This window comes from Finegoldia sp. BIOML-A2, from assembly GCF_009678315.1.
Classification (GTDB): Bacteria; Bacillota; Clostridia; order Tissierellales; family Peptoniphilaceae; genus Finegoldia; species Finegoldia magna.
Window position 1 is genome coordinate 23712 of sequence record NZ_WKZE01000006.1, and the last position, 26298, is coordinate 50009.

At 31.4% G+C, this 26298-nt stretch carries 22 protein-coding genes; 9 read left to right on the forward strand and 13 right to left on the reverse strand.

The window, feature by feature from the left end; all coding sequences use genetic code 11:
* Positions 1 to 36 precede the first annotated feature (36 nt).
* On the forward strand, positions 37 to 1095 hold the full coding sequence (locus tag GKF99_RS06065) for a methyltransferase domain-containing protein (RefSeq protein WP_154272885.1): 1059 nt from the start codon (positions 37 to 39) through the stop codon (positions 1093 to 1095).
* A 50-nt stretch (positions 1096 to 1145) separates the two neighbouring features.
* On the opposite strand, the gene GKF99_RS06070 is transcribed toward GKF99_RS06065, so the two are convergent.
* From GKF99_RS06070 to GKF99_RS06100, 7 genes are all read right to left on the reverse strand, one after another.
* Entirely contained in the window at positions 1146 to 2189 is a 1044-nt protein-coding gene (locus GKF99_RS06070) for a Fic family protein (RefSeq protein WP_154272886.1), read from the reverse strand.
* Between the two features lie 157 nt (positions 2190 to 2346).
* Complete coding sequence (locus GKF99_RS06075; protein ID WP_154272887.1) at positions 2347 to 4077, reverse strand: proline--tRNA ligase; 1731 nt, start codon at positions 4075 to 4077, stop codon at positions 2347 to 2349.
* 267 nt (positions 4078 to 4344) lie between these two features.
* Complete coding sequence (locus tag GKF99_RS06080; RefSeq protein WP_154272888.1) at positions 4345 to 6678, reverse strand: hypothetical protein; 2334 nt, start codon at positions 6676 to 6678, stop codon at positions 4345 to 4347.
* An 11-nt stretch (positions 6679 to 6689) separates the two neighbouring features.
* Entirely contained in the window at positions 6690 to 8744 is a 2055-nt protein-coding gene (locus tag GKF99_RS06085; protein WP_154272889.1) for an MMPL family transporter, read from the reverse strand.
* 11 nt (positions 8745 to 8755) lie between these two features.
* Positions 8756 to 9346 carry a TetR family transcriptional regulator gene (locus tag GKF99_RS06090; RefSeq protein ID WP_172976423.1) on the reverse strand — a complete coding sequence of 197 codons (591 nt, stop codon included), beginning with the start codon at positions 9344 to 9346 and terminating at the stop codon, positions 8756 to 8758.
* 302 nt (positions 9347 to 9648) lie between these two features.
* On the reverse strand, positions 9649 to 10905 hold the full coding sequence (locus GKF99_RS06095) for an adenylosuccinate synthase (protein ID WP_154272890.1): 1257 nt from the start codon (positions 10903 to 10905) through the stop codon (positions 9649 to 9651).
* A gap of 606 nt (positions 10906 to 11511) precedes the next feature.
* Positions 11512 to 12009 carry a nucleoside 2-deoxyribosyltransferase gene (locus GKF99_RS06100; RefSeq protein ID WP_154272891.1) on the reverse strand — a complete coding sequence of 166 codons (498 nt, stop codon included), beginning with the start codon at positions 12007 to 12009 and terminating at the stop codon, positions 11512 to 11514.
* A 105-nt stretch (positions 12010 to 12114) separates the two neighbouring features.
* On the opposite strand from GKF99_RS06100, the gene GKF99_RS06105 reads away from it, so the two are divergent.
* From GKF99_RS06105 to GKF99_RS06125, 5 genes are all read left to right on the forward strand, one after another.
* Positions 12115 to 12978, forward strand: coding sequence for an ABC transporter ATP-binding protein (locus GKF99_RS06105; RefSeq protein ID WP_154255000.1), 864 nt, complete (start codon positions 12115 to 12117; stop codon positions 12976 to 12978).
* The gene (locus tag GKF99_RS06110) at positions 12978 to 13730 is read left to right on the forward strand and encodes an ABC transporter permease (RefSeq protein ID WP_154272892.1); all 753 of its coding nucleotides are present in this window, start codon (positions 12978 to 12980) and stop codon (positions 13728 to 13730) included. Before GKF99_RS06105 ends, GKF99_RS06110 begins: the two co-directional genes overlap by 1 nt.
* A 51-nt stretch (positions 13731 to 13781) precedes the next feature.
* On the forward strand, positions 13782 to 14450 hold the full coding sequence (locus tag GKF99_RS06115; RefSeq protein WP_002841974.1) for a response regulator transcription factor: 669 nt from the start codon (positions 13782 to 13784) through the stop codon (positions 14448 to 14450).
* An 88-nt stretch (positions 14451 to 14538) separates the two neighbouring features.
* Positions 14539 to 15951 carry a HAMP domain-containing sensor histidine kinase gene (locus tag GKF99_RS06120; RefSeq protein WP_241673577.1) on the forward strand — a complete coding sequence of 471 codons (1413 nt, stop codon included), beginning with the start codon at positions 14539 to 14541 and terminating at the stop codon, positions 15949 to 15951.
* A gap of 100 nt (positions 15952 to 16051) precedes the next feature.
* Positions 16052 to 17083 (forward strand): M42 family metallopeptidase, encoded by a 1032-nt coding sequence (locus GKF99_RS06125; protein WP_094223049.1) that lies wholly within the window; start codon positions 16052 to 16054, stop codon positions 17081 to 17083.
* A 299-nt stretch (positions 17084 to 17382) separates the two neighbouring features.
* Here GKF99_RS06125 and GKF99_RS06130 read toward each other — a convergent pair whose 3' ends face one another.
* Complete coding sequence (locus GKF99_RS06130; RefSeq protein ID WP_154272894.1) at positions 17383 to 18258, reverse strand: polysaccharide biosynthesis protein; 876 nt, start codon at positions 18256 to 18258, stop codon at positions 17383 to 17385.
* Positions 18259 to 19012: 754 nt separating this feature from the next.
* Here GKF99_RS06130 and GKF99_RS06135 point away from each other — a divergent pair.
* The 3 genes from GKF99_RS06135 (at position 19013) to GKF99_RS08555 (ending at position 19582) form a co-directional block, all read left to right on the forward strand.
* Positions 19013 to 19177 carry a hypothetical protein gene (locus GKF99_RS06135; RefSeq protein WP_002835797.1) on the forward strand — a complete coding sequence of 55 codons (165 nt, stop codon included), beginning with the start codon at positions 19013 to 19015 and terminating at the stop codon, positions 19175 to 19177.
* A 12-nt stretch (positions 19178 to 19189) separates the two neighbouring features.
* Positions 19190 to 19339, forward strand: coding sequence for a hypothetical protein (locus tag GKF99_RS06140; RefSeq protein ID WP_002835798.1), 150 nt, complete (start codon positions 19190 to 19192; stop codon positions 19337 to 19339).
* A gap of 69 nt (positions 19340 to 19408) precedes the next feature.
* The gene (locus GKF99_RS08555) at positions 19409 to 19582 is read left to right on the forward strand and encodes a hypothetical protein (protein WP_002837401.1); all 174 of its coding nucleotides are present in this window, start codon (positions 19409 to 19411) and stop codon (positions 19580 to 19582) included.
* Positions 19583 to 19697: 115 nt separating this feature from the next.
* Here the strand turns inward: GKF99_RS08555 and wecB are convergent, their stop codons facing one another.
* The 5 genes from wecB to GKF99_RS06165 form a co-directional block, all read right to left on the reverse strand.
* Complete coding sequence (wecB, locus tag GKF99_RS06145) at positions 19698 to 20789, reverse strand: UDP-N-acetylglucosamine 2-epimerase (non-hydrolyzing) (RefSeq protein ID WP_154272895.1); 1092 nt, start codon at positions 20787 to 20789, stop codon at positions 19698 to 19700.
* A gap of 54 nt (positions 20790 to 20843) precedes the next feature.
* Positions 20844 to 22070, reverse strand: a complete 1227-nt coding sequence (locus GKF99_RS06150) for a nucleotide sugar dehydrogenase (protein WP_154272896.1) — start codon at positions 22068 to 22070, stop codon at positions 20844 to 20846.
* A gap of 13 nt (positions 22071 to 22083) precedes the next feature.
* The gene (locus GKF99_RS06155; RefSeq protein WP_154272897.1) at positions 22084 to 23226 is read right to left on the reverse strand and encodes a glycosyltransferase; all 1143 of its coding nucleotides are present in this window, start codon (positions 23224 to 23226) and stop codon (positions 22084 to 22086) included.
* A 214-nt stretch (positions 23227 to 23440) separates the two neighbouring features.
* Entirely contained in the window at positions 23441 to 24124 is a 684-nt protein-coding gene (locus GKF99_RS06160; protein WP_002840205.1) for an ATP-binding cassette domain-containing protein, read from the reverse strand.
* Positions 24125 to 26284, reverse strand: coding sequence for a hypothetical protein (locus GKF99_RS06165; RefSeq protein WP_094202409.1), 2160 nt, complete (start codon positions 26282 to 26284; stop codon positions 24125 to 24127). It lies immediately after the preceding gene.
* Positions 26285 to 26298 lie beyond the last annotated feature (14 nt).

Genomic DNA, 26298 nt, shown 5'->3' on the forward strand with positions numbered 1-26298 from the left:
GGTATAATAATATTAGAGTAACAATAGGAGGTATTTATGGAAGACATTAGAAAACAAGTATCAGAATATTATAGCAATATAACTACAGAAAAAGAAGGACAAATGGAAACAAAAATCTGTAGTTGCCAAGATAATATGCCTGAACATTTGAAAGAAATAAGAAGTATGATTAATCCTGAAATCATCAAAAGATTTTACGGATGTGGCTCTCCAATCCCACAAGCCTTAGAAGGATGCACTGTATTGGATTTGGGATGCGGTACTGGAGTTGACGTGTATGTAGCTTCAAAATTAGTTGGCGAAAATGGAAAAGTAATCGGCGTGGACATGACTGATGACCAATTAAACTTTGCTAAGAAATACCAAGACGAAATGGCTGAAAAATTTGGCTACAAGAAATCAAACGTAGAATTCAAAAAAGGATACATCGAAGATTTGAAATCAATCGGAATCGAAGATGAATCAATCGATGTTGTAATCAGCAACTGCGTTATCAACCTTTCCCCTTTCAAAGAAGAAGTGTTCAAAGAAGTGTGGAGAGTATTGAAAAAAGGTGGAGAATTGTACTTCTCAGATATTTTCGCTGACAGAAGGGTTTCTGATGAAATATACCAAAACCCTGTATTACGTGGTGAATGTTTAGCCGGTGCAATGTATGTAGAAGATTTCAGAAGATTATTGCATAAAATCGGCTGGGAAGATTTCAGATATACTAAAATCACTAAGGCACCAATCGAAAACAGAAAAATCGAAGAATTAGTTGGCAATGTGAACTTCACATCAAGAACTGTAAGAGCTGTGAAATTACCAGGAATTATCGAAGATAGATGCGAACAATACGGACAATTCGTAACTTATCGTGGAGGTATTTTAGGTAGTGAACACTACTTCGACCTTGACGACCACCACAGATTCTATAAAGATTTGCCAATGGCAGTGTGTGGAAATAGCTGTGCAATGATCGAAGAAACAAGATTTAAAAAATACTTCGATGTCGTTGGAGATAGAACAAATCACTTTGGTCTGTTCGATGGTTGTGATGGCCCAGGAAATGAATGTGATTGTGATGGAAACAGCGGTTCTTGCTGCTGCTAACAAAATCAAAAGCTGTGAGTTTTCTCACAGCTTTTTTTGATTGCGTAAAATCATGCTTTAATATATTTAGTTGCCCTTCCACTACCTATTTGTTTAATTAAATGTGTGTCTTTTAATTCTTTCAAGGCTCTTTCAATAGTTCTTTGAGAAATATCTGGACAAAGCATAACAATATCAGACTTTGACAATGGTTTTAACGTTTTTTCGAAAATCTTCATAACTCTCTCAGCAGATGTCAAAGATTTTTCTCCGATAAGTCTGAATCTCTCATCACACTCAACATATGCCTTGTAAATAACTGATAACATATATTTTATAAATGGCAACTCGTTATTTTCTCCAGAATGCCAATTCTTGCTTGATGATTGTAATTGTTCATAATACATGTCCTTAGTATCTTCAATTATCATTTCCAAGGAAATATATTTTCCTACAAAGAAACCATTTTTGTATAAAAGTAAAAGCGTCAGTAGCCTTGACATTCTACCATTTCCGTCATAAAAGGGATGAATACACAAAAAATCATGCACCACAGATGAAATTAATAACAATGGTGGTACTTTTAATTTTACGGCTTCATCATAAGCACTTATCATTTTATCGATATAATTTTCCGTTTCAAATGCAGACACTGGCTGAAACCTTATCTTTTTCTCTCCAAATGCATTTGTTTCCACAATGCTATTATCGATAGTTTTGAATTTCCCTTTATGACTTTCAGAAGAGTAATAATACAACCTACTATGAAGAGTCAAGATATTATTTTTCGTAAATTCAATATTTGAATAATTTTCGTGGATAATATCCAACACTTCCCTATATCCATATATTTCTTCTTCATTTCTATTTCTAGGTTCACTTTTTTTCTTCATTAACTCTTCTAATCTACTATCATTTGTAGAAATTCCTTCGATTGCATTAGAAGATTTTGTTGACTGAATCTTCGCAACCTCCACCATCTTTTCAAGTACATCAGAAAAATTTGCCACATAAAGTTCCTGTTTGCCTTTATATTCGTAAATTTTTGATATCAAATCGTACATATTTGCAGGAATATTCAGATTTAATAATTTTGAATAATCAAATTCTCTCATACATTCTCACCATCTTTCTCGCCATTATACCATAAATGGCGTAGATAAATCAATATTGGCGAGATTAATCTCGCCATTTTTATCAATTTGGCTGCGATAAATAAAAAGTGGCGAGAAAAAAACTACGAGCGATATCGCCCGTAGTTCTCATTTTAAATTATCTGTACAATCCACCAACTGATTTTAAGTTAGCGTTGATGATTTCCATTACTTTTTCGTAAGCTTCTGTTGATGACATTTCTACATTTTCAAGTGTTTTTCTTTCAGAAAATTCTACTATGTCCTCAGTTGCTTTCTTTCCTACAGTTATTCTTAGCGGAATTCCTATTAGGTCACGGTCGTTAAATTTTACTCCTACTCTTTCTTTTCTATCGTCAAGTAGAACTTCTACTCCTTGAAGAATTAGCTTTTCGTAAAGTTTTTCTGCAAGTGTATTTTGTTCTTCATTTTTTGTGTTAACAACTGTGATGATTACGTGATATGGCGCTACAACTAATGGCCAAATCATTCCCTTGTCGTCGTGGTTTTGTTCTACAATTGCGCTGACACTTCTTGTAACACCAATTCCGTATGAGCCCATCCAGAAGAATTGTTCTTTTCCATTTTCATCTAAGAATGTAGCGTTCATACTTTTGGAGTATTTTTGTCCCAATTGGAAGATATTTCCAACTTCGATTCCTCTTTTGAATTTCAGTGGAGATTTTGTTTCAGGATCGATATCCCCTTCTTGTACCATCAATAAATCTTCTACGATTTCTCCTTCGAAATCATCTCCATAGTTTACATTTTTGATGTGATAGTTTTCTTCATTCGCTCCAACGACGAAGTTTTTCATTTGTGTAACTCTTGAGTCAATGATGATTCTTGAATCTAGTCCGATTGGTCCAGTAAATCCTGGTGAGCTGTTCAATGCTAGGATGTCTTTTTCTTCCATCATTTCTATTTCGTGTTCTGGACATTTCAAATAACTTACAAGTTTGGACATGTTAAGTTCACGATCTCCTGGTATGAACACTATTACAGGTTTTCCTTCTACCATCAAATCCACTGCTTTCAAACAATGTGCAGGGTCGACTTTTAAGAAATCACTTACTTCTTCAATTGTTTTGCAATTTGGTGTTAGAACTTTTTCTGATGGAAGTTTTTCTACATTTTCATCTTCAACTTTGTAATATACATAAGCTTTTTCGTCAGTCGCTGCGAAATCACTGTCATCGCTGTAGCAAATCACACCTTCACCTACATCACTAAGTGCGATAAATTCGTGCGAACTGTTACCACCCATGGCACCGCTGTCTCCAGCTACGATTTTGTATTCCAAACCAAGTCTGTTGAATACAACTTCATACGCTCTCCACATGTTCATGTAAGCTTCACGCATCGCTTCTTCATCTACATCAAATGTGTAAGAGTCTTCCATCAAGAATTCTCTGGAACGGTTGATTCCAAATCTTGGTCTTTTTTCATCACGGTATTTTGTTTGGATTTGATAAATATTAAGTGGAAGTTGCTTGTAGCTTTTGATTTCACCTTTTACTAAATCTGTAAAATATTCTTCGGCTGTTGGTCCAAGGCAGAATTCACGATTATTTCTGTCTTGTAGCTTGAACATTTCCGGTCCAAATGTCTTCCATCTTCCCGATTCTTCCCAGATTTCACGAGGTTGAGTTATAGGCATGTGGATTTCTTGTGAACCGTAGTTGTCCATTTCTTCACGAACGATGTTTTCTACCTTTCTTACAATTCGATATCCCAATGGCAAATAACTGTACAATCCTGCTGCTGTTTTTCTAATCATGCCAGCTCTTAATAGAAGCTTGTGGCTTGCTATTTCTGCATCTTGTGGATCCTCTCTTAAAGTTGGCATATAAAATTTATTCATTCTCATAATTTACATGTTCCTTTCTTTGGTGTATTTAATATGTATCTAAAAAAAGATCCCCCGTCACGAAGACGAAGGATCGCTATACCACTTCTAGTTTGTTAGTTATAAGGTGACAACCCTATGATTTTGACATAATCTCCGAGTTAGGTTCATTCTATCGTAAATGAAAGTTTCCACCTTACACTTTCTCTCTGAAAAATCGTATAGAACTAGTATTCTCTTCATCGATACATTAGATTGTATCAGAATAGAGTGTTTTTGTAAAGATTACTATTTTATTTTTTCGACAATTCTTGATTTTGTTTCAAAGTTACTATCTGTTCCTGTGAATGAAGAATCTTTAACTGCCAAATCACTCATAGCGTCAATAATATCTTTGAATTTGTTCAAATCTTTTGTCTTGTTGGATAATTCATCAATTCCTTTTTCTTTGTATTCTTTTAGTTTGGAGCTGAATTCTTTTTGTCCAGAAGCAAGCTTGTCGCTACCTGATTTTAATTGTCCAGTTGATGAATCTAATTTTCCAAGTCCATCATTTAACATATTGATTGCATTGCTCATTGGAATGATGGCTTTTTCATTGATTTGTGACAATGAAGATAAAAGAGCTGATTGTTTGTTGAATTCTTGTAATCCACCAGATAATTTTGATGAGCCTTCAACTAACGCACTTGAATTCTTATCCAATTCTTTTATTCCATTCAAAAGCATTGCCATTGCTTTTTCGTTTTGCAATGTTCCTTCTTTTAATGTTTGTGATCCACCTTTGATTTGACCTGTTGCATCGTCAAGTTTGTCGATGGAATCTTTCAATGTTGATAATCCGTCTGCGCCATTCAATGCGCCACCCATTTGTCCTAATCCTTGAGATAATTGGTTGGAAGAATCTACAAGTTTTGCTTTTGATTGATTCATAGCAGCTGATGTTCTCATAAGTGCATTGGATAAATCAGCGTTTCCTTGTGATAATGCACTTGAACTTTGTGCTAGTTGTGCCAATGCTGCTTGTAGTTTTTGTTGCCCAGCATTTTGTGAACCAGCATTTCTAATGGATTCTGCTTGAACGTACATTACATTTTTTTGTGCTTGAAGATATGCAATTGTGTCGTTAAGTTGTCCTTCTTCATTTTTTGCTTGTAATTGTTGGATTGCATTGTTCAATCCTTCTGCTGAGCTTTCAAGTCCACGTGCGATTTTTTCTGCACTTGCGCTTGTCTCAGCACCACCTGCAAGTTGTGCAACTTGTTGTAATTTTTCGTTGAATTGTGCGCTTGAATCTTTTAATTGTTGTGATTTTCCAGAAATTTGTTCAACTGTATCTGCTAATTGACCATAACTTCCTGCCAAGCCATTCAATCCGTTTGATAATTGTGATGATTTTTCAAGTAGTTGGTCTTTTTGTGCAGTCATTTCTTTCATATTTTCAGTTCCAGCTCTTAATTGTGAAGTCGCATCTTTTAATTTGCCAACTCCATTGTCCAAATCAGTCGCACCTTTGGCTAATTTTTCGGATCCTGCTTTGATTTTAGCTGTGTTTTCTTTGATTTTTCCAACTGCAGCTGTGTAGTCAGAAATTCCGTTGTACAATTTCAAGCTACCGTCATTCATTTGAGCTACATATCCTTGGATAGGACCTACTTTTGATTGTATTCCTGAGAATTTGCCTTGCATTTGTTGTGTAGATGATGCAAGTTTGTGTGAACCTGAGTGAAGTTTTGTAACTCCTGTTTGCATTTGTGAAATTCCTGAGTTTAGTTTGTCTTGTCCTTCAGATAATTTAACTGATGCATCTACAAGTTTTTGTGAATTATCTTGTAATTCTTTAACACCGTTTTGAAGTTTATCCAATGAGTCGATGTTTTTCTTTTCTTGGAAAAATTCGTTAGTGATTACAGAATAGATTTCTACTGGTTTGTAATCCTTGATGTCCATTTCAACTGAAACTTCGTCCTTGAATTTGTCCAAATTTTTGTCTTCTACAATCCCTCTCAAGTTTTGTTTCATACCTGGTGTCATAACTGTAGTTACTATTTCGTTCTTGCCGTCTTTTACAACTTTGATATCATCTGATGATACGTTGTTTACTTTTTCATCATCAAATGTCATCGCTGCTACAACGACATATGGTGAATATACATTTCTTGATTGTCCGTCAATTGTTTTGGCTTCGTATCTGTTATTTTTAGAAGTAATTACAATCTTCAAATGACCAGATTTCCCTTCTAATTCAGAAGCTTTCATTTCTTTTCCATCTAAGAAGTATTTTACAGATACATCCACTGGAAGTTTTTTGTCAGTGTCACCTTTGTAGTAGATGTCTTTTTTGTTTTCATCTAATTTCAAATATCCGTTTTCAGATTTTAGTTCTTTGTCTGTTTTTAAATCTTTTACATTTGTCAAATTAGATTTGTCGTTTGCCTTTATATTTTTATCTGAATTTAACCACACAGAAACTGATTTGTCTTTGATTTCGTTACCTTCTACTGTTACATAAACTGTTTCTGATTTTTTGATTAAATCTTGTTGTTCTGCAAATGATAGGTTAGCAAATGTCATTGAAGATACTAATGACAAGGCTAAGATTTTTTCAATATTTTTCTTCATAGTCTTCTCCTTTACGCTAAATTTTTAGTTGTTTTCTTGATAAATGGGAATGTAATGCTCAATACTGCTGGAAGTAATATTATGATTACAAGCATACTGATGATTGCTCCCCTAGCCAATAACGTACATATTGTGGATACTATTTCCATTTTTGAATAAATTCCTACACCAACTGTTGCTGCCATGAATGATAAGGCACTTGTAACAATTGATTTGGATGTTTCTCTTACTGATGTTTTCAACGAACCATTTACATCTTTAGTCTTTCGATATTCGAACAAGAATCTGTCCGTCATTAATATAGAATAATCTATAGTAGATCCCAATTGAATTACGCCGATTACTATCGATGTGATAAACGGAATTGTTTGATTGAAGTAGAATGGGATTGCCATGTTGATTTGAATTGCAAGTTCTATGGCTGCTATCAATACAACAGGAATTCCAAATGATTTGAACGATATTGCGATGATTATGAATACTGCAATTAATGATGCTATGTTAACCATCTTGAAGTCTTGATCGGAAATATCTGTCAAATCGTCTGTAAGAACAGCTTCCCCTGTCAAATATCCGTCCTTGTCGTGTTTTGCTATTACATCACGCATTTGTGTGATTTGTTTGTCTACTTCGTCAGATGCTGTTTGGTATTCTGAATTAACCATAAGCATTTCGTAGCCGTTTTTTACGAAGTTATCTCTGAGTTTGTCTGGCAAGAATGTCGCAGGAATTGTAACACCTGTGATTGAATTCGTTCCGACAACTGAATTGATACCGTCGATGTGTTCTAACTCATCAATCATAGAATCCATAGCAGTATTAGATAAATTATCTTTTACTACGATAAAATGAGTACTTGCCATATTGTAGTCTTTCTTCATTTTATTAAGAGATACAATAGAGTCCAAATCTTGTGGCAATGATCTATCCAAGTTGTAGTATAATTTTGTGTTTACAGATCCATAAATTGCTGGAATAAATAACACTACAAATACAATTGCCAACACTTTTCTCTTGTCTACGACGAAGTTTGGTAATTTTGTAAATTCTGGAAGTAATACTTTGTGATTGTATTTGTCCACAGCTTTTTCTGTAAGAAGTAGCATTGGTGGAAGAACAACCAAAGTAGATAAAAGTCCTATGAATACACCCTTACTCATTACAAGACCGATATCTTTACCCAACGATAATCTCATCAATATCAAAACCAAGAATCCTGCAAAAGTTGTAAGTGAAGATGAGAATAACGATGAGAATGTCGCCTCAATAGCTTTTGCCATTGCCTTCTTATGTGTGTCTCTCTTTTTCTTTTCCGCTGCATATCTGTGATACAAGAAAATCGAATAATCCATCGTAACGGCAAGTTGCAACACCGCTGCAATCGCCTTAGTAATGTAGGATATTTGTCCTAAGAATATATTAGTCCCAAAATTATAAATAACAGCATATCCTATATTCAACATAAATACGAATGGAATTACAGTCGATTCATTCGTCAAGCTCAACACCACAAGTCCAAGTGCCACAGCAAGCATTACATAAATCGGCGTTTCCTTGTCAATCAAATCCTTCGTGTCTTTTACAAGAGCACTAATACCACTCAAGTATTTTTCTTTGGATTCGATTTGTTTGATTTGATCTATCGCCTTCATAGTTCTCATTGAAGATGACGATTCACTAAACTTAACCATCATTAGAGTACTATCTTTGGCATAGAACACATCTCTAATATCATCTGGCAAAAATTCGTTAGGAACAGTTGGTCCTAAAATTGAAGTCTTGGATATAACATCCTCAACCCCGTCGATTTTTTGCACTTCTTCTCTTAATTTCTCGGCATCGTTGTCTGTGCCTTTTAAAATCAACATCCCAGTAGCTGCATTTTTGAAATCTTTATCCAAAATAGTTTGACCTTGAGTTGATTTCAAATCAGTTGGCAAATAAGACAAAATATCGTAATTGATATTTGTTGCCTTGTAACCAATTATTGATGGAATCAACAACAAAGTCATAACCAAAAGCACTAACTTAGGATGATTAGCTATAAATTCTGAAAATTTCTTCATGTAAATCACCCTTATCTATTTAAAATTTGTTTAATAACTTCAACCAAAACAGACTTCATTTCATCAATAGATAAAATGGAATCCTTTCTGATTGCAAGCTTACAAGTCGAAATCACAGTTTCAATCGTCAAAGAAAGAATATATAATTTTTGTGAATCAGAATATTCCTTTGAGAACAACTGTGAATACTTGTTCAAAATGTATTTCAGCGCAGTGTCTGTTTCAGAAAATCTCTTATCATTTTCTACCTTAGCATACAACGCCCAGTTCAAATTACTCGCAACAAGTTCAAACTCAAAAGGATTAGCAATATAATAATCAATAATATAATCCAAAAAACTAATAAACCTTTCAACATAATCTTCTTGTGTGCACTTCTTCTCAGTTTCCACCACCAAATCTGTAAGCTTCTTCAGGACGATTTGTTCCTTCAAATCTTCCTTATCCTTAAAATAAGAATAAAAAGTTCCCAATCCCAAATCAGTGTTGCTCATAATATCTCTGATAGTCGTCTTATCAACGCCTTTTTTCTCAAACATCTTAACTGCAGACTGAATTATTTGTAATTTATTATCTTTTTTCTTTTCGTCCAAATACGACACAACTAACCTCCTTTCATCTATTGAACACTGTTCATTTCTTTTGACGTTTTATATTGTAACACTTTTTTGAACTATGTTCAACATTTTTCCTAAATTTTTTTATTTTTATTTTCATAATTTAAAACGTTTAAAATACAACATTTGTTTTGCAAATTTCGTTTTTATTTGATATTTTTCAATTTCATAAAACAAAATTTTTGAAATTTTGTAACATTTTTTTATAAATTTTCGGGGGTTGGAGTTTGATGTAAATTTGGGCAAAAAAATACCGTGAACTAGTCCACGGTATAATTTGTAATATTTTATTTTATATTCATGATAAAATCTCTTTTTTCCATAATTTCTTCTGTTTTTGGGCCATAAGAAACATAAGAGATTTCTGTGTCTAATTCTTTTTCGATAAATGTCATGTATTTCAAGAAGTTTACTTCAAACACATCATTCCAACCGTCAAATTCTTTGTAGATTGGCTTTGCTTTTTTGAAATCATTTGAAATGAATGGCATTTTTTGTTCAACTCCATCAATTTCATATCCAACGCATACTTTTACTTTGTCGTATCCGTTTAATACGTCTGCTTTTGTCATGACAATTGAATTGATTTTGCTCTTTTTGATGGCATAACGTAATTGTGCAAGGTCAATCCAACCTACACGTCTGTTTCTTCCAGTTGTAGCTCCGAATTCATTGCCTAATTTTCTAAGCTTATCTGCTTCTTCATCGAACAATTCTGTTGGGAATTCTCCTTCTCCAACTCTGGATGTGTATGCTTTTACAACTCCCATGATTGTGTCATCATCAGTCAATGTAACATCTGCTGCTGATGCGCTGTAAGCAGTTGTTGTGCTTGATGTAACGTATGGGTATGTTCCTGAGTCTAAGTCAAGCATGATTCCTTGTGCACCTTCGAAAAGTACTTTTTTGTTTTTGATTTCATCTTCGATTTCAGATGCTGATGTGAATGTAACGCCCAATTTTAATAATTGGTCGAACTTGTCAAGCAAATAATTTACTGTTTCGTCGACATCGATGTGCATTTTGCCTTCGTAGATGTTGTTTTTCAAATAAACTATTTCTTCAACACGTTCTCTTAACAATTCATCGTCAAACAAATCAATAATTCTAACGTTTTGTCTAGCAGCTTTGTCTTGATAAGCAGGTCCGATACCTCTTTTTGTAGTTCCGATAGGATTTTTTCTCATAGATTCCAACAATCCGTCTTCTTCTTTGTGGTAAGGTAGAACGATGAATGTTTCTACATCGACCATAAATCTCATAGAAATTCCTGGAAAATCAGCTTCCAAAACTTTCAACTCTTCTATCATTTGTTCTAATTCTATAACCATTCCTTTTGCCAAGAATCCCTTAGAATCTGTATCAAAAGTTATAGATGGTAGCAAATGATGTACGTATTTTTTGTCTTTAAAATAAATAGTATGTCCTGCGTTGGCACCACCTGAAGATCTTACAATAATATCATTAAATTGTGAAAAGTAATTTACAACCTTTCCCTTACCTTCGTCTCCCCATTGTGCACCAATTATCGCTAATTTATTCATAACAACTTCCTTTCAAATTATTAGATTCATTTAACTGTTAAGTTAACTACAAATCACAACTACTAATTATACCATATTCCCACATTTAAAAATAGTGTAAAATCCGTAATTTATCCGATTTGTTATTTTGAATTATTCTTTCATTTATATTATACACCAACTTATATCTAATTCTGATACCAACAAAAAAGTCCTCACCAAATCTCTACCAAAATCCAATGAGAACTTCGCTATGTTACGATAAGAATATTTCAATTTTCTATTAAATCATATTAAAATTACGAAAATTATATAAAAAATTACCAGCACGGAAATTGATCCAATTTTAAACTTTTTTGTTAATTCTGATAAAAATGTATCTGCGGTTAAACTAAAAACATTAATTCCCACTAAAAGAATCAATGTGATTTTTGATATTTCAATATTTCTCTTGTTAACTATAAACATTAAAATTAATGTCACCAAATAAATTAATTTGCATATTGCAGATAAGTACTTTCTTCTCATTCTTCTCCCTCTTGATAGTGAATATTCTTATCACTTATATAATAAATTTTCATTTACCATTTGTCAATAAAAAAACTAGCTATTTCTAGCTAGATTTTTCTAATATTCTCTTTTAATAATATTCACGATTTCTTTCTTGTAATCGTCTGTATTTGGATAGCCCACAATGAAATATCCCTTGTCTTTAACTTGTCCGATTATCATTTGGTTTCTGTATAATTTGTTCTCTCCAGTTCCCAAATATCTCATGTCTGTGACAAATCCTATGATAATTCTCTTCTTGTCTGATAATTTGTATTCTTCTTCATAATCTTTCATCACAGAAAAAGCCATAATTTCTCCTGCAACACCATCGTCAATCGACAATCCATCAAGACAAGCTATTAAAACATCTGCTTCTTTTAACTTCGCCATGTCATTTCTTGCGATGTCGATGTCAGTAATTGTAGCATCATTGTCTTTTTTGTTGTTTATCGAATCATTTCGTTGTGGCACATACAAGTCAATGTCCACTTCTTTCTCTATAAACCTCGCCAAATCTTCAGTCCAACGAAACATAGCGTCATTGAAGAAATGTGATGCAAAATATCCTTTCATTTTTCACCTCAATTAATTTTATCATAATAATTTACCTAAATTATATACCAAATGCACTTTAAATCCACACCCGCATTTTATTATATAGATAACAAGGAGGAGCTTATGATTAAATTAAATAACGTTAAAGTTCAATACAAAGACAATATTGCTGTTGATATTAAAGATGAAATCGTCCTAGAAGATGCTCATAAAATAGGAATTATTGGATCAAATGGTGCAGGAAAATCCACGTTAATTAAGGCAATTTTGGGATTAGTTAATTATAGTGGGAGCATTTCAAGCGATATACCCAAAGAAAAAATTGCAGTTCACATGCAGTTTAACAATTATTCAGAAACGGTTAAAACAAAAGATATTATTCAAATGATTACTAATAAAAAAATAGAATCAGATGAAAATTTGATGGATTTAATAAAGTATTTCGATTTCGAAAAATTGCTTCATAAATCATTTAAAAAATTATCTGGTGGAGAAAAACAAAAACTCACTTTGATTTTGGTTATGTGGCAAAATTCTCCAGTCACTATATTTGATGAGGTAACAACAGGACTTGATTTTGTGAGTCGACAATCATTAATGGAAAAAATAGTAGAATACTACAAAGACAAGTCGACAACAATCCTCATGGTTAGTCATTATTATCAAGAATTAGAGGATATTTGTGATAAGTTGTTGTATTTACATGAAGGAAAAGTTCTTTTCTATGGAAAAAAAAGAGAGATGTTCTTAAAGTACTGTACAAGTTCAGTTATTTTAACCGAAAAAAACAACATAACAGAATCACTTATACCAAAAGATATAAGATTAGAAGCAATGGAAAACAAAATAGCTGCAGGATTTCATGATTTAAATACAGAGAAAAAATTGATATCATCTCTTGTGGATAATGATCAACAATTCGAACGTTTGAATGATTCTATTGAACTTACAGTTCTTAATGCATTGAAGAAGGAAGGAGCAAAATAATGAACAAATACATTTTTAAGTTTGAAACAAAGTTACTTTTACAAAACTTTACAAGTTTATTTTTCGGAATGGTATTTCCAATATTGATGTCATTTCTAATAATATCGGGACTCAAAGATGTTCCTGCACCTCTCATTGATGAGGTAAAAAGAAGCATAGTTTTAAGTATTAGTATTATAAGCCCATTTTCTATATTCTTAGTTGGATTATCAGCATTATTTGCTAAAGATTTGGAAGAAGGTGTCTATGATAGGTTAGACTTGTTTTCAATTAATCATTTATCAATGGCAAAATACAAATTTATAGTCTATTATTTATTCTGGACTGTTTGTAATATTTTTTATTTTGGGGTTATGAAATACGCTTTAGGTGTTAATATTCCTTTAATATCAATAATAAAACACACAGGATTTGTAACTTTGATTGCTGTTGCTTCTTTTTTTATCGGATATTCTATATGTATATTCTTTAAAAAATTCTCTATTTCTTTTTCCCTTTCAATGGGAATATACTTTTTGAGTATGATACTAGGAGGAATGATGGGGATTCAAGTAGAAGATATGCCAAAAGGAATCAAGAAGATTGCACAATTAATTCCAATTAGTCACTTTTCTTCTGTAGAATATGTGAATGAAGTAGCAAAAGGAGCAAAATTAAACTATTCATTCTTTCAATCTTTAATCGTATTAGTCTTATTATCATTAGTATTATTTACTATATCTATTTACAAAAACAAACGCAAATCGAACTAACAACTACATTTTTTATCAACTTATTATATAATTATTATAGGATGTGATGGTATGAAAAAAATATTCTTTTTAGAAGACGAATTGCAAATAAGAGAGATTTTAACCGAATACATGAAAATAGCTGGATTTGATGTGTGTCAAAGTTCAAATGGCGATGAAGCGATTAAAATTTTGAGTAATAATAGTTTTGATGCTATCATCCTAGATATTATGGTCGAAGGAGAAAACAGCGGAATAGATGTATTAAGGTTTATACGAAATACTCCGTCTATATCAAACTCAAACGTATTGATGCTGACTGCTCTTGACGATTTAAATACTCAAATTAGTGCTTTTGATCTGTATTGTGATGATTACATTGTCAAGCCAGTTCAGCCAATACTATTGATTAAAAAACTAGAAATGATAATGAAAAGAAGAAGTTTTTCACAAAACACTTCACAGGTGGGATTATCGTTAGATGAAGAAGGTTTTCGTGTATTATACAATGGAATGGATTTGAAATTAACAGTTACAGAATTTCAAATTATGTCGTTGTTTCTAAACAATCCAACAAAAGTATTTTCAAGAGAAAATCTCATTAATTCTCTCTACAACACAGATTTTTATGGAAGCAGTAGAACTATAGATTCCCATATAAAAAATTTGAGGAAAAAACTACCCAAAGACTTTATTAAAACAGTTATAGGAGCGGGGTATAAGTTAAATGAAGAAGCCTAAATTAAATATTTCATCAAAAAATTTTCTCTATAATATCATCCTCACTCTCTTGATATGTACTATTATATTTTCCTATATGGCTTTTTATATGCCCAATGTGTACTTAGAAAAAAAAATAGAATCAGCAGAGAATTTTGCATCATCAGTTCATGATTCATTTATAAAAAACAAAAATTACAATAATCTAAATGAAATCGCAAAAGAGGGTATGTATTCATATTTTATTCCTAAAGGAAAAGATAAAGTTGTGTTTTCAGGTCTGCGATTTAATTTAAGTATGACAATTAAAAATGAAAATATAAAAAATCTTTTACGCTCTCTTGAAACCGATGAGTTTAAAGAGATAAATTCTAAATATTCTGAAAGATTAATAAACCCTTTAATAAAAGAAGCAAAAAAAGAACTAGAAAAATACGTTATAATTGATAGTTACAGTAATATCAATAATGTATCAAAAGACACTTTTAGTATTAAAAGAAAGAATAATTCAATACTAATTAAAGCAGAGTCCAAAACAAAAGATTCTATCGCTACTAATCTTATTTTAATATCAAAACATTCTGAAGGAACTTATGTTTCTATATATCCTTATATATTTAACAGCATTTCCGATATAAAATCTACTGTGATTTCTGCATTTCCTGTGATTTTCTTGCTTATAGTAATGATAGTGTTCTTACTAAATAAAATCTACTCAAAATCAATAACACAACCAATTCTAAAGATGAATAATTTCACTAAAGTATCCAAAAACCAAAAAAACGCCAAATATGATTTGGAAATTCATACTAACGATGAGATCGAAGAACTTTCTAATAACTTGAAATTACTGTACGAAACACTAACTGAGAATTATAAAATATTAGAAAAAAACACGAAGAAAAAAGAAATCTTCATCAAATCTACATCTCACGAATTGAAGACACCTCTTCAAACTGCTATTTTATTGAATGATAGTATGATTGAAAAAATAGGAAAATACGAAGATACCGACAAGTACTTGCCAGAACTTAGGAAAAAATTATACCAAATTCAAATTCTAATAGATGATTTATTATTCATGAATAAAATTGATGAAAATCCGATAATGGAAAATTTGAAATTATCAGAGATAATGAGAGAATCCGTTAAAAATCATCATGATTTAATAGCTGAGAAAAATTTGAAAGTAACGATTAAAGGAGAAAAATCCGACATAGTAGATTATGACCATTTCAGAATAATTTTTGATAACTTACTAAAAAACGCAATAGAATACACAGATTTCGGAGGAAACATATGCTGCGATTTTAATGATGTTATTGAGATTTCAAACAATCCTACAACTGTAGATAAAAATCTTTTAAATAAAATCACACACCCTTTCGTATCATCCACAAAAAATAAATCTAAAGGAATTGGAATGTATATCGTCGAAAACTTACTTGAAGATATGAATTATAAAATTAAAATAGTGTATTCAAACGAAACATTCACTGTGAAAATTTTAAAAACCAATTAATCTCGTAATCATTAACGAAAATATTAACTATGAGCTCAAATAATTGAAACAATGTGTTTATATGTGGTATCATAAAAATATATTTTAGGAGGTTCTCAATATGGAAAATTTAGATTTTTTACAAGAAATTTTAATGACTTCTTCTCCATCTGGCGACACTAAAGTCGTTATGGAAAAAGTTAGAAAAAAATTCGAAGAATTAGGAAAAGTTGAAATCAACTTCACTAATAAAGGTGCAATGGTGGTTACTCTTCGTGGTGAAACTGACGAAAAGCAATCTACATTTGCAGCTCACGTGGATACATTGGGATTAATGGTTAAAGAAATCAAACCAAATGGAAGATTAAAAACATTCTTAGTAGGTGGATACGCATACAACTCTGTTGAAAATGAATACGTAACTATCTCTACAATGTCTGGCAAAAAATACACTGGTACATGCTTAAACGACAAACAATCAGTTCACGTTTACGGACCAGAAACTAAAAGCAACGAAAGAAACGCCAAGACAATGGAAATCAGAATCGACGAAAAGGTAGAATCAGCTGAAGATGTAAAAAAACTTGGAATCAACGTCGGTGATTTTATCTATTTAGATTCAAGAACACAATTAACAGAAAGTGGATTCGTAAAATCAAGACACTTAGACGACAAAGCTTGCGTATACGTATTATATGAAACAGTAAGATATTTTGTAGAAAACAACATCACTCCAAAACACACTCTTAACTTCTTCATCTCAAACTACGAAGAAGTTGGCCACGGTGCATGTTATGGAATCCCAGAAGAAACTGACGAATTCATCGTTGTTGACATGGCCGCTCCTGGAGATGGACAAACATCTTCTGAATTTAAAACAACTATCTGTGCAGCAGATTCTTCAGGCCCTTACGATTTGGAATTAAAAGAAAGATTGGTTAGAATTTGTGAAGAAAATAATATTGCCCACGCAGTTGACATCTACCCATTCTACAGTTCAGACGGATCAGCAGCATTAGAAGCAGGATATAATTTGAGAGTAGCTTTGATTGGCCCTGGAGTTGATGCATCACACGCAATGGAAAGAACTCACCAAGAAGGATTACAAGCATCTATCGATTTGTGTATAAAATACATCGAAGACAAGAAATAAATTTTATCTTACTTTAAATAAAAAACCAAGAACGTATTAATAATCCAATACATTCTTGGTTTTATTTTTATTATTCTAAAATTTAGTAAATCAACCTTTTATATAAATTTTCTTTGCAACCATTGATATAGCAACAACTCCAATACCAATAAATAAATATTGGTTCATTGATTTTACACTAAATGCCCGCGAAAAAACGAATGATCCAAATGGTATTGTTTGTTATGAAAATTCTTTCATTGACAAATTATCTTAATATCTCATATACCTATACCGTCAAATTTTAAACGATATATTTATTAATATATTCTAAAAATATTATTATAAACTTCTTTTTCGTTTAATTTTACCATGTTTCTTTCTAAGACCTCTCCTTCTCTTAGCCCAATAATCTTTATCGTACTATTTGAATTAGTCTGCTTTATTATGTCATTAGCTAATTCATATATAGATATTTCCTCTCCAATATCAAAGTTAAATACCCCATTTTCGCATATATTGTTGTAAAAATCATTCCATGTAAAAATAAAACTACTTAAATTAGCTGTAATTTTTTTTATATTTTTATCAGTTACCGTAAGTGGTAAATTGTTTTTAGCCTGTTCCTTAAAAATATTATAAACTGAACCTTTACTTTCGACTATAAACGGAAATCTAACTGATTGTACTACTTTTCCATTTTTCTTAATTTTTTTTAAAATATTTTCAACTTCTAGTTTATCTTTTCCAAAAAAATTGGTTGGATTATACGCTTCATCACTGGAAAGAAAAATAAATCTTTTTAAATCTTTCGAACCAATCATTCTGTATATAAGTTTTATTGTTCCACTGACATTGCTATTATGATAGTACTTATTATAGATTTCGTTGTAATAAGTGTTTTTCAGTACAGCTGCATGTATGATCGCAGTTGGATTTAATTTTTCGATAATATTTAGTGTATATTCATCATATATATCGAGTGGAATAAATTTAATGTTTTCATATTTAATATTTTTTTCTAAGATTGCAATGTCATTTTCATTAATATCAACAGCTATAATATAATCATCTTTGTCTATGTAATACTTTAAAAGTTCTCTGCCAACAGTTCCACATACTCCTGTAATAACTACTCTCTCATTCATATTCGTCAGTCTCCTTCTATTTACTCTCCATGAATTTCTCTTATCCATTCAATCGTCTTTATGTCTATATCTTCAAATAAAGGATTCATCGGTATATTTTTACAAAACAATCAGAATTGGTCAGCTTTTCGATTATCCTACAAAAGTTGGAACTTAATATAATTCTTCATTAATATTTTTGATTATTTCAAAAAATGCCATTGTAGATTTTGAATCACATCGTACTATAACCACTAATCCATAATCTTTTAATAAAAATATCATAGAGAGATTTTTTAAATTATAGCATATTGTTTTTTAATTGTCTATAAAAAATCATATTATTTTAAAGCTGAATTCAGCTTTATTTCGCTAAATTTCTTTGTAATCATCAATATGCATTATCAATTTTTTCAAAAATTTTCCCAAAAATTTAAAATGCTTTCTGTTTTCTTTCGGGAAAATCGCAGGAAAACATTGATTAACCGTGATTTTTTTATTTTTCTTATAAAACTTGAACATATCAACATTTGTTTTCCCAAAAAATATTTTATCGAATAAAAATAAGCCTATTATGAAAACGGTATGCACAAAAATCATTCGTTTTCCTGATTTTTCTTTACAAAAATTTTTCAAAAAAGTTTCAAAAAGTGCTTGACATAGCTGTTTTATGGTTATATAATACTTAATGCAATGAGGGATATGAAATGAGTTATCATTTGGATATTCTTTGAATATTAAATTCGATAATTTCTGTTTGGTGAATAATCAATTATTACCAAATAGAAAATAACATATAAATATTAAATGAGGGGGAACTAAAATGATTAAGAATAACAGAAAATATTTAGATTTTGCAAAGAAAACATCTCTTGGTTTGAACACAAACATGTCATCAATGACATTCGCAAGTGTCGATCATTTTAACGAAAGATTCTCTCCATTGTTTGGATCAAGAAGAATCTTCAAGAACAGAAAAAACGCATAGGGGGTAAAATTTATGAGAAAAAATAATATTAGAAAAAGTTCACAAATTAGTTTTAACACAAGTATGGCGAGCATGAATTTTGCTCAAGCGGATAACTTTTACGAAAGAATGACACCATTATTTGGTTCAAGAAAATTAAAGAAAAACAAAAAACAAGCGTAATAACTAAACAAATTAAACAAATAGTAACATCTTAAAAGAATAATAAACAATTAATAGGGGGAAAATAATATGTTCACAAAAACAACACAAAAACAAATTAGAAATTTCGGTAAAAACTGTACAGTAAGCTTAAGCTCAAACATGGCAAGTATGAATTTTGCACAAATGAATGACTTCTACGAAAGAGTTAATCCTCTTTTCAATTCTGAAAGAAAATCAAGAAAGAGCAGAAAACAAGCTTAGTTAAATAATTCAATTCCAGATTAAGATATTGAGAAAATCCAATCTGTTAACGTATCAAATTTATTTGACGTTTAAATATGAAATCCAACTTCTACATGAAGTTGGATTTTTTTGTTTATAGATTTTTTGATAAAATGTCACAGATTCTTTCAGATGCGTGGCCATCTCCGTAAGGGTTTGTGGCTTCACTCATTTTGTCGTATTCATTTTTGTCAGAAAGAAGTGTTGTCATTTCGTTGTAGATGTCTTCTTCACAAAGTCCAGTTAATTTTAATGTCCCTGCCTCTACCCCTTCAGGTCTTTCTGTTGTATCTCTCATTACTAAAACTGGCTTTCCAAGTGCAGGGGCTTCTTCTTGAATTCCACCTGAATCTGTCATTACGAAGAATGATTGTTTCATGAAGTTGTGAAAATCAACTACATTCAATGGTTCGATGAGTTTGATTCTAGGATGATTGTCGAATACTTCGTTTGCGATTTCTCGTACTTTTGGATTCAAATGTATCGGATAAATCACATAAATATCTTCGTTTTCGTTGACAACTCTTTTGATTGCTCTGAAGGAATTCTTCATGGATTCTCCCAAGTTTTCCCTTCTGTGCATTGTTAGAAGAATCATTTTTTTGTCTTCAATCAAATTTTCGTTAGAATAATTGTCACGCACTGTTGTTTGAAGTGCGTCTATTACTGTGTTTCCCGTTACGAAAACTTTGGATTCGTCTTTGTTTTCTCGTAGCAAATTATCCCTTGCAGTCGTAGTCGGTGCGAAGTGGAAATCAGCCAACGATCCTATGGCTTGTCTGTTAAATTCTTCTGGATATGGAGAGTATTTGTTGTAAGTTCTAAGTCCAGCTTCCACATGACCTACTGGTATTCTCAAATAAAATGCAGCAAGTCCTGCAACAAAACTTGTCGAAGTGTCTCCATGAACCAAAACAATGTCTGGTTTTTCTTCTTCTAGTATAGATTTTATTTTGTCCAAAATAGTTGTGGTAACATCGAACAAGCTTTGTCCTTTTTTCATGATAGCCAAGTTGTAGTCTTCTTTGATTTCGAAAACGTCCAACACTTGGCGTAGCATTTCTTTGTGTTGTCCAGTTACAAGCACGCAAACTTCGAATTCGTCTCTTCTTTTGAGTTCTTTTACAAGTGGACACATTTTAATCGCTTCTGGTCTTGTCCCAAAAACCACCATTACTTTTTTCATTTTTTACCTCTTTTGAAAAAAAGGCGCTGCAAATTTAGCGCCCTTTGATTTGTTTTATAATTTGTAGAAATTATATTTGTTATCAACATCGATGTTTCTTGTATCAAGTACGACTTTGTCTTTTAATACATCCATGTTTTCTCTGATTTCATCGTGACCAATCATCACGATTACGAAATCAACATCGTCTAAGAATTTGTTCAAATCGTGGTATTGATTTTCCACAACTTCTCTTTTTACCATTGGATCGTAAACTTTTAGTCCATCTCCCAAATGTTCTTTTTGGTGTTGTAACAATTGAAGTGTTGGAGATTCTCTTACATCGTCTACGTTTTCTTTGTAAGTCAATCCGTAAATACCAACTCTTGAAAAATCTTTTAAGTTGTTTTCTTGCATAATATTGTAAGCACGTTTAAGAACATATTCTGGCATTGAATCGTTGATTTGACGAGCTTTGTAGATTATTTCAGTAAGAAGTGGATAATCTCCAACTAAAAACCATGGGTCAACTGAAATACAATGTCCACCTACACCAGGTCCTGGTGAAAGTATATTAACTCTTGGGTGTTTGTTGGAAATTCTGATAACTTCGTTGACATCAAGTCCACCTTGACGGCAAATCTTAGCTAATTCATTAGCGAATGCAATATTGATATCTCTGAATGTATTTTCAACAACCTTTGTCATTTCAGCAGTTTTGATATTAGTTAGATTGATTTCGCCTTTGCAGAAAGTTGAGTACACTTCCCTAACTTTTTCGCCGTATTTTGGATCGTCAGCTCCGATTGTTCTGGCGTTGTGTTCCAATTCGTAAACCATATTACCTGGAATAATTCTTTCTGGAGCGTGAACCAAGTTTAATTTCTTGCCTGATTTTTCCATGTATTCATTGACAACAGGTCTGACGTAAGTGTCGATAGCTCCCGGTGAAACTGTTGATTCAACAACAATAATCGCATCTTCTTCTGCAGGTTCCAACACTGATTCTACAGCTTTCACTACGTAAGAACAATCCAATTTCTTAGATACAGGATCGTATGGAGTTGGTGCTGTAATAATATAGAAAGAAGTGGACACTGGTTTTAATGAAAAAGTAATATCAGAGTTCAAAGCTTTTTCGAAAAGCTCATCCATTCCTTTTTCTTCGAAAGTTAATTCTTTATGCTTTAATTTTTCAATTACTTCTTCTTTAATATCTGTTCCAACTACCTTGTTGCCTGATGTTGCTAGCATCAAAGCTGTAGGTAGACCTATGTAACCTAAGCCAATTACATTAATCATAATATTCTCTCCTTTAAAATAAATTTTCTATTCTATTTAATAATCTTTCGTTATTTTTTTGTGGATTTAATTCTGATTGCATCTTTCTGCAGTTTTCTTGAAGCGTGTGGTAGAATGATTGGTCATCTCTAAGTTTAAGCAAAACATTTCTCATTTCCTCATCTGATTCGTGATCAACCGCAACTCCCACATTCCATTCGTTCACAACCTCTGACAAATAAGTGTCTCTTGCGACAATTATAGGAAGCTCTGCGTGAATGGATTCGTATAATTTATTAGGAAGAGCAATTCTAACATTCTTCATCGACGCATCGTACACTGAGAATATGCAGTCGCATTTCGAGTAAAGCTCTGCAATTTCATCGTCATAGTAAAATTTGCCACGATATTCAATGAAATCTTTCGTTTCAGCAAGCTCTTTGAAGTAAGTTCCACTCTCGAAACCCGCCATCATCAAATTCATTCCCAAACCGTCCATAGCTTTCGTAAGCTTTTTCAATTCGTTCAAATATCTTAGCCCACCGATGTATCCTACAGTGAAAGTATCGTGTTGGTTTTTCACCCTTAACTTATCATAATCCCTGAATAATTCCAAATTTGGAATGTTGGGCATGAACACCAAATTATCCTTGCTGTATTTCCCTTCAAAATGTTCCCAGAATTTCATACTAGTAACAATCATCAAATCCACGAATGAAAGCATATTGTTCTCTCTTTTTTTCAAAACAGAAGATACAACATTCATAGGGAAATTCTTCTTGTCATCAGTCAAATATCTGTGAATATCTGGCACTTCGTATATAATCTTAACCTTGTCGTCGTTGTTTTTCTTGTATTTCGTAGCTATCTCTAGCATATCATAACTTTGAACGTGAATTAAATCCGGTTTAATTCTCTCCAAAATTTTATAAGCTTTTTGTGAGAATTTGTAAGTTGGAATAAGTCTTTTCATAGGGTTACTGTTGTCAGCATCTATATTGATTATTTCCTTCTTGCAAAAGTCACGCTTGAAATCATATTTTTCATCTCCACCTTTGTCCCAACAAACAGCATACAAATCGAACTTTTCTTTTACAAGATCCATTCTCTTTATAAGTCTTGGAGGGGGTGTCGTATTAATCAAAAAAGTGTATTTTTTTTGATTTGATTTTTCCATTTTTCATCATCCTATTAATATATTTAACAGTTAAAATTATATCACAACTTCACTAAATTTGCTTATTTTTTCTGTAATCTTTAGAATTTCTTAACGTTTGAAATCAAAAAATCCTACCTGCAAAAATAGCAAGTAGGATAATTGAAGTATGTGAAAAGTTTTGTGTATCAGATCCTCGAAATAATAACCTGATATTATAATCCCAAATATTCTATTATTTCTCCACAGCAAATTCCAGCTTTTTTAATGTTCCGTTTTCAATAATATAATTCTTGTGTGCAATTTTTTCAAATTCTTTATCATGACTAACAACAATTATAGTTTTCCCCAGTTTGTTTAGTTTTACAAGTGTATCAATTACTATCTTTTTATTTTCACTATCTAACGATCCTGTCGGTTCGTCTGCTAACATTATTTCGTATGGCTTAACCATATTTCTCGCAAGAGCTACTCTTTGCTGCTCTCCACCTGATAATTCAAATATTTTTGATTTAAGCTTGTCTTCTATTCCCATATTCATAAGAGCTTTTTTTATAATTGATTTTTTATCTGTACTTCTACTGTATTTTACTGCCAAATTCAAATTTTCTTGAACTGTCATATTATCAACTAAAGCAAAGTTTTGAAAAAGATATGCTATTTTATACCTTCGTAAAAGTTCAGATTCTTTTCCATTTCTAATTGGATTATGTTTAGAAAAGCAAATCAATTCCCCTTCATCATATTCTTCAAGCGTTCCAATTATATTTAATAGCGTTGTCTTACCACCACCACTTTTACCAAAAATACAAATAAAATCTCCTTCATAAATGTCAAGATTAATATTTTCTAATATTTTATGGTTCCCATATTTTTTCGATATATTTTTCAATGATATTTGAGGTTTATCAATATTCATTTAATTACCTTCCTTTATCTTTCTCACTAAACTTTTTTCGTTCTTTTTTACGTTAATAATTTCATATATGAAACAAATAATAATACTAATAATTGACATAATTAGACAAATTACTAATTTTCTTAAATTCCACCCATCTCTTGGTTCAAAAAAACCAAAACTTCTAAAATATATCGTAAAGAGTATTATCATAAAACAAACAATAACACTTACGATAAACCCAACTATAATCTGAATTATTTTAGATTTATGGATAGATTTAAAATCATATCCCAATAATCTAGAAACGTAAATTCTTTGTCCATAATTATAAAAATATGATTCTTCATCTATTTTTATCGTTACAAACAATACTAAAACCGATAATAAAAATCCTAAAAGATAAATAATAGTTTCCGTCTTATACATTTCTATTTTTTCAATGACTCCATCATAAACGCTTGTAACGTAAAGTATATAAGGAGACGATCCTGTTTTTTGAATAACTGGTTTTAAATATTCATAGCACTTATTAGGATTCGAAATATAAGGATGAAACTTCCCGTTAACCAATGATGGTAGTTTAATCTCTCCAGTAGGCACTAATTCTTTGCCATTAACCATAATCAAAGCATAATTCAATATATCTGGACTATTTATTTTTTGCTGACTATCAAATGTAAAAACTTGTTGATTTCCCTTAATTTTAATATACTTCTCACTGACATTGTCTTGTTTAGTTGTACAATTAAACACATGTGATTTTCTTATATTTTGCCTATCATTATCAGTTATTGAAATGTTTTCAGGTACAAATATAATCCATTCATTAGAATTAGACGTATATTTAGCTAATGGTCTGTCTTTTTCATCAACCAAGTTATTTAGTTCAAGGTAATTCTTGTTAATATAAGCATACCTTCCCCTAAAAACCTGATTGTTTAAATATTCATCATCATTTTCATGTTGAATATTTGGTGCGAAAAATAGTATTGCTCCTTTAGAATCTAATTCATCCCATAAATTATTTAACTTTGGGACTACTATTTTTTCAAACTTATCATCATTTTCAACATAAGTCCACGGCCATGCACAAGCTATATTAGCATAATTCTTCGATTTCTCCCATGCATCAAAATATGAAGTAGAAGTAACATAATCGCTTAATCCAAACACAGTTACAACAAATAGATATAGGACAACAGAAAATGAAATAACTTTAAAAATCACAGGACTTATTTTATATCTTTTTTTGTAGCCTTTTAGCCACGAAATAGTGCTAACATTCTTAACTCTAAAGTAAAGCATAAGAAAATAGAATAGTATCAATGTAAATCCTATTAATCCAAGTAATAATAATATTGGTTTGATGGATATTAAAAATCCGATTATTGAGTCTGGGTTTGTCAAATAAAATAAAAAGCTAAACATTCCTAACCATGAAATTAATATAGGAATTGCTAACAAATCCACAGCCTTTTTATAGCAAAATTTCAGTTCATTATGACCCAATAAAGAAATTATCGATATTTCCTTAGAAAGTGATGAATTATAAATTACAAAACTAAATAATAGAGCAAAAATAATTACTAAAATAAGCATTACGTATAATATGGCTTGTTTTTGAGTAACTTCACTAGCAACCGAAAAAGATTTATCAACAATTGCATCAATTCCCAAATCTTGTCTGCTATTTAATTCATTCATAAATTCCAAAACATCAGAAGGCGATCCTTTAATATGATAATCTCCGTTAAACGTATAATCGTTAATCTTAGAATAATCAATAAAATCAATTTTTTTGCTAGTCAAAAGGCTATTCTTAGTTACATTTTTGAATCTATTAATTCCGTTGTAATTTTCATCGATATCAATGTTCTTAAATGATTTCTTAAACCACCTAGCATCATCAAGGTAAATAAATATATTTATTTTTTGTTTTTCTTTTAATGAGTTTTTGGGTATGTAGACTTCTTTTATGAAACTAATTTTATTTTTCTTCGCAATTTTCTGAATTTCAATGATATTATTTCCAATATTTTGTGGCTTGGTAGTTATATTTACGGTAGTATTAAATTCTCTTATAAAAAACTCCATAAAACGTGAATCTTTACTATAGAAAAATCCTAATCCTACAACAAAAACCAATAAAAATGTTAATAAGCCTATTACTTTTTTCATAAACTTTTTCCCCT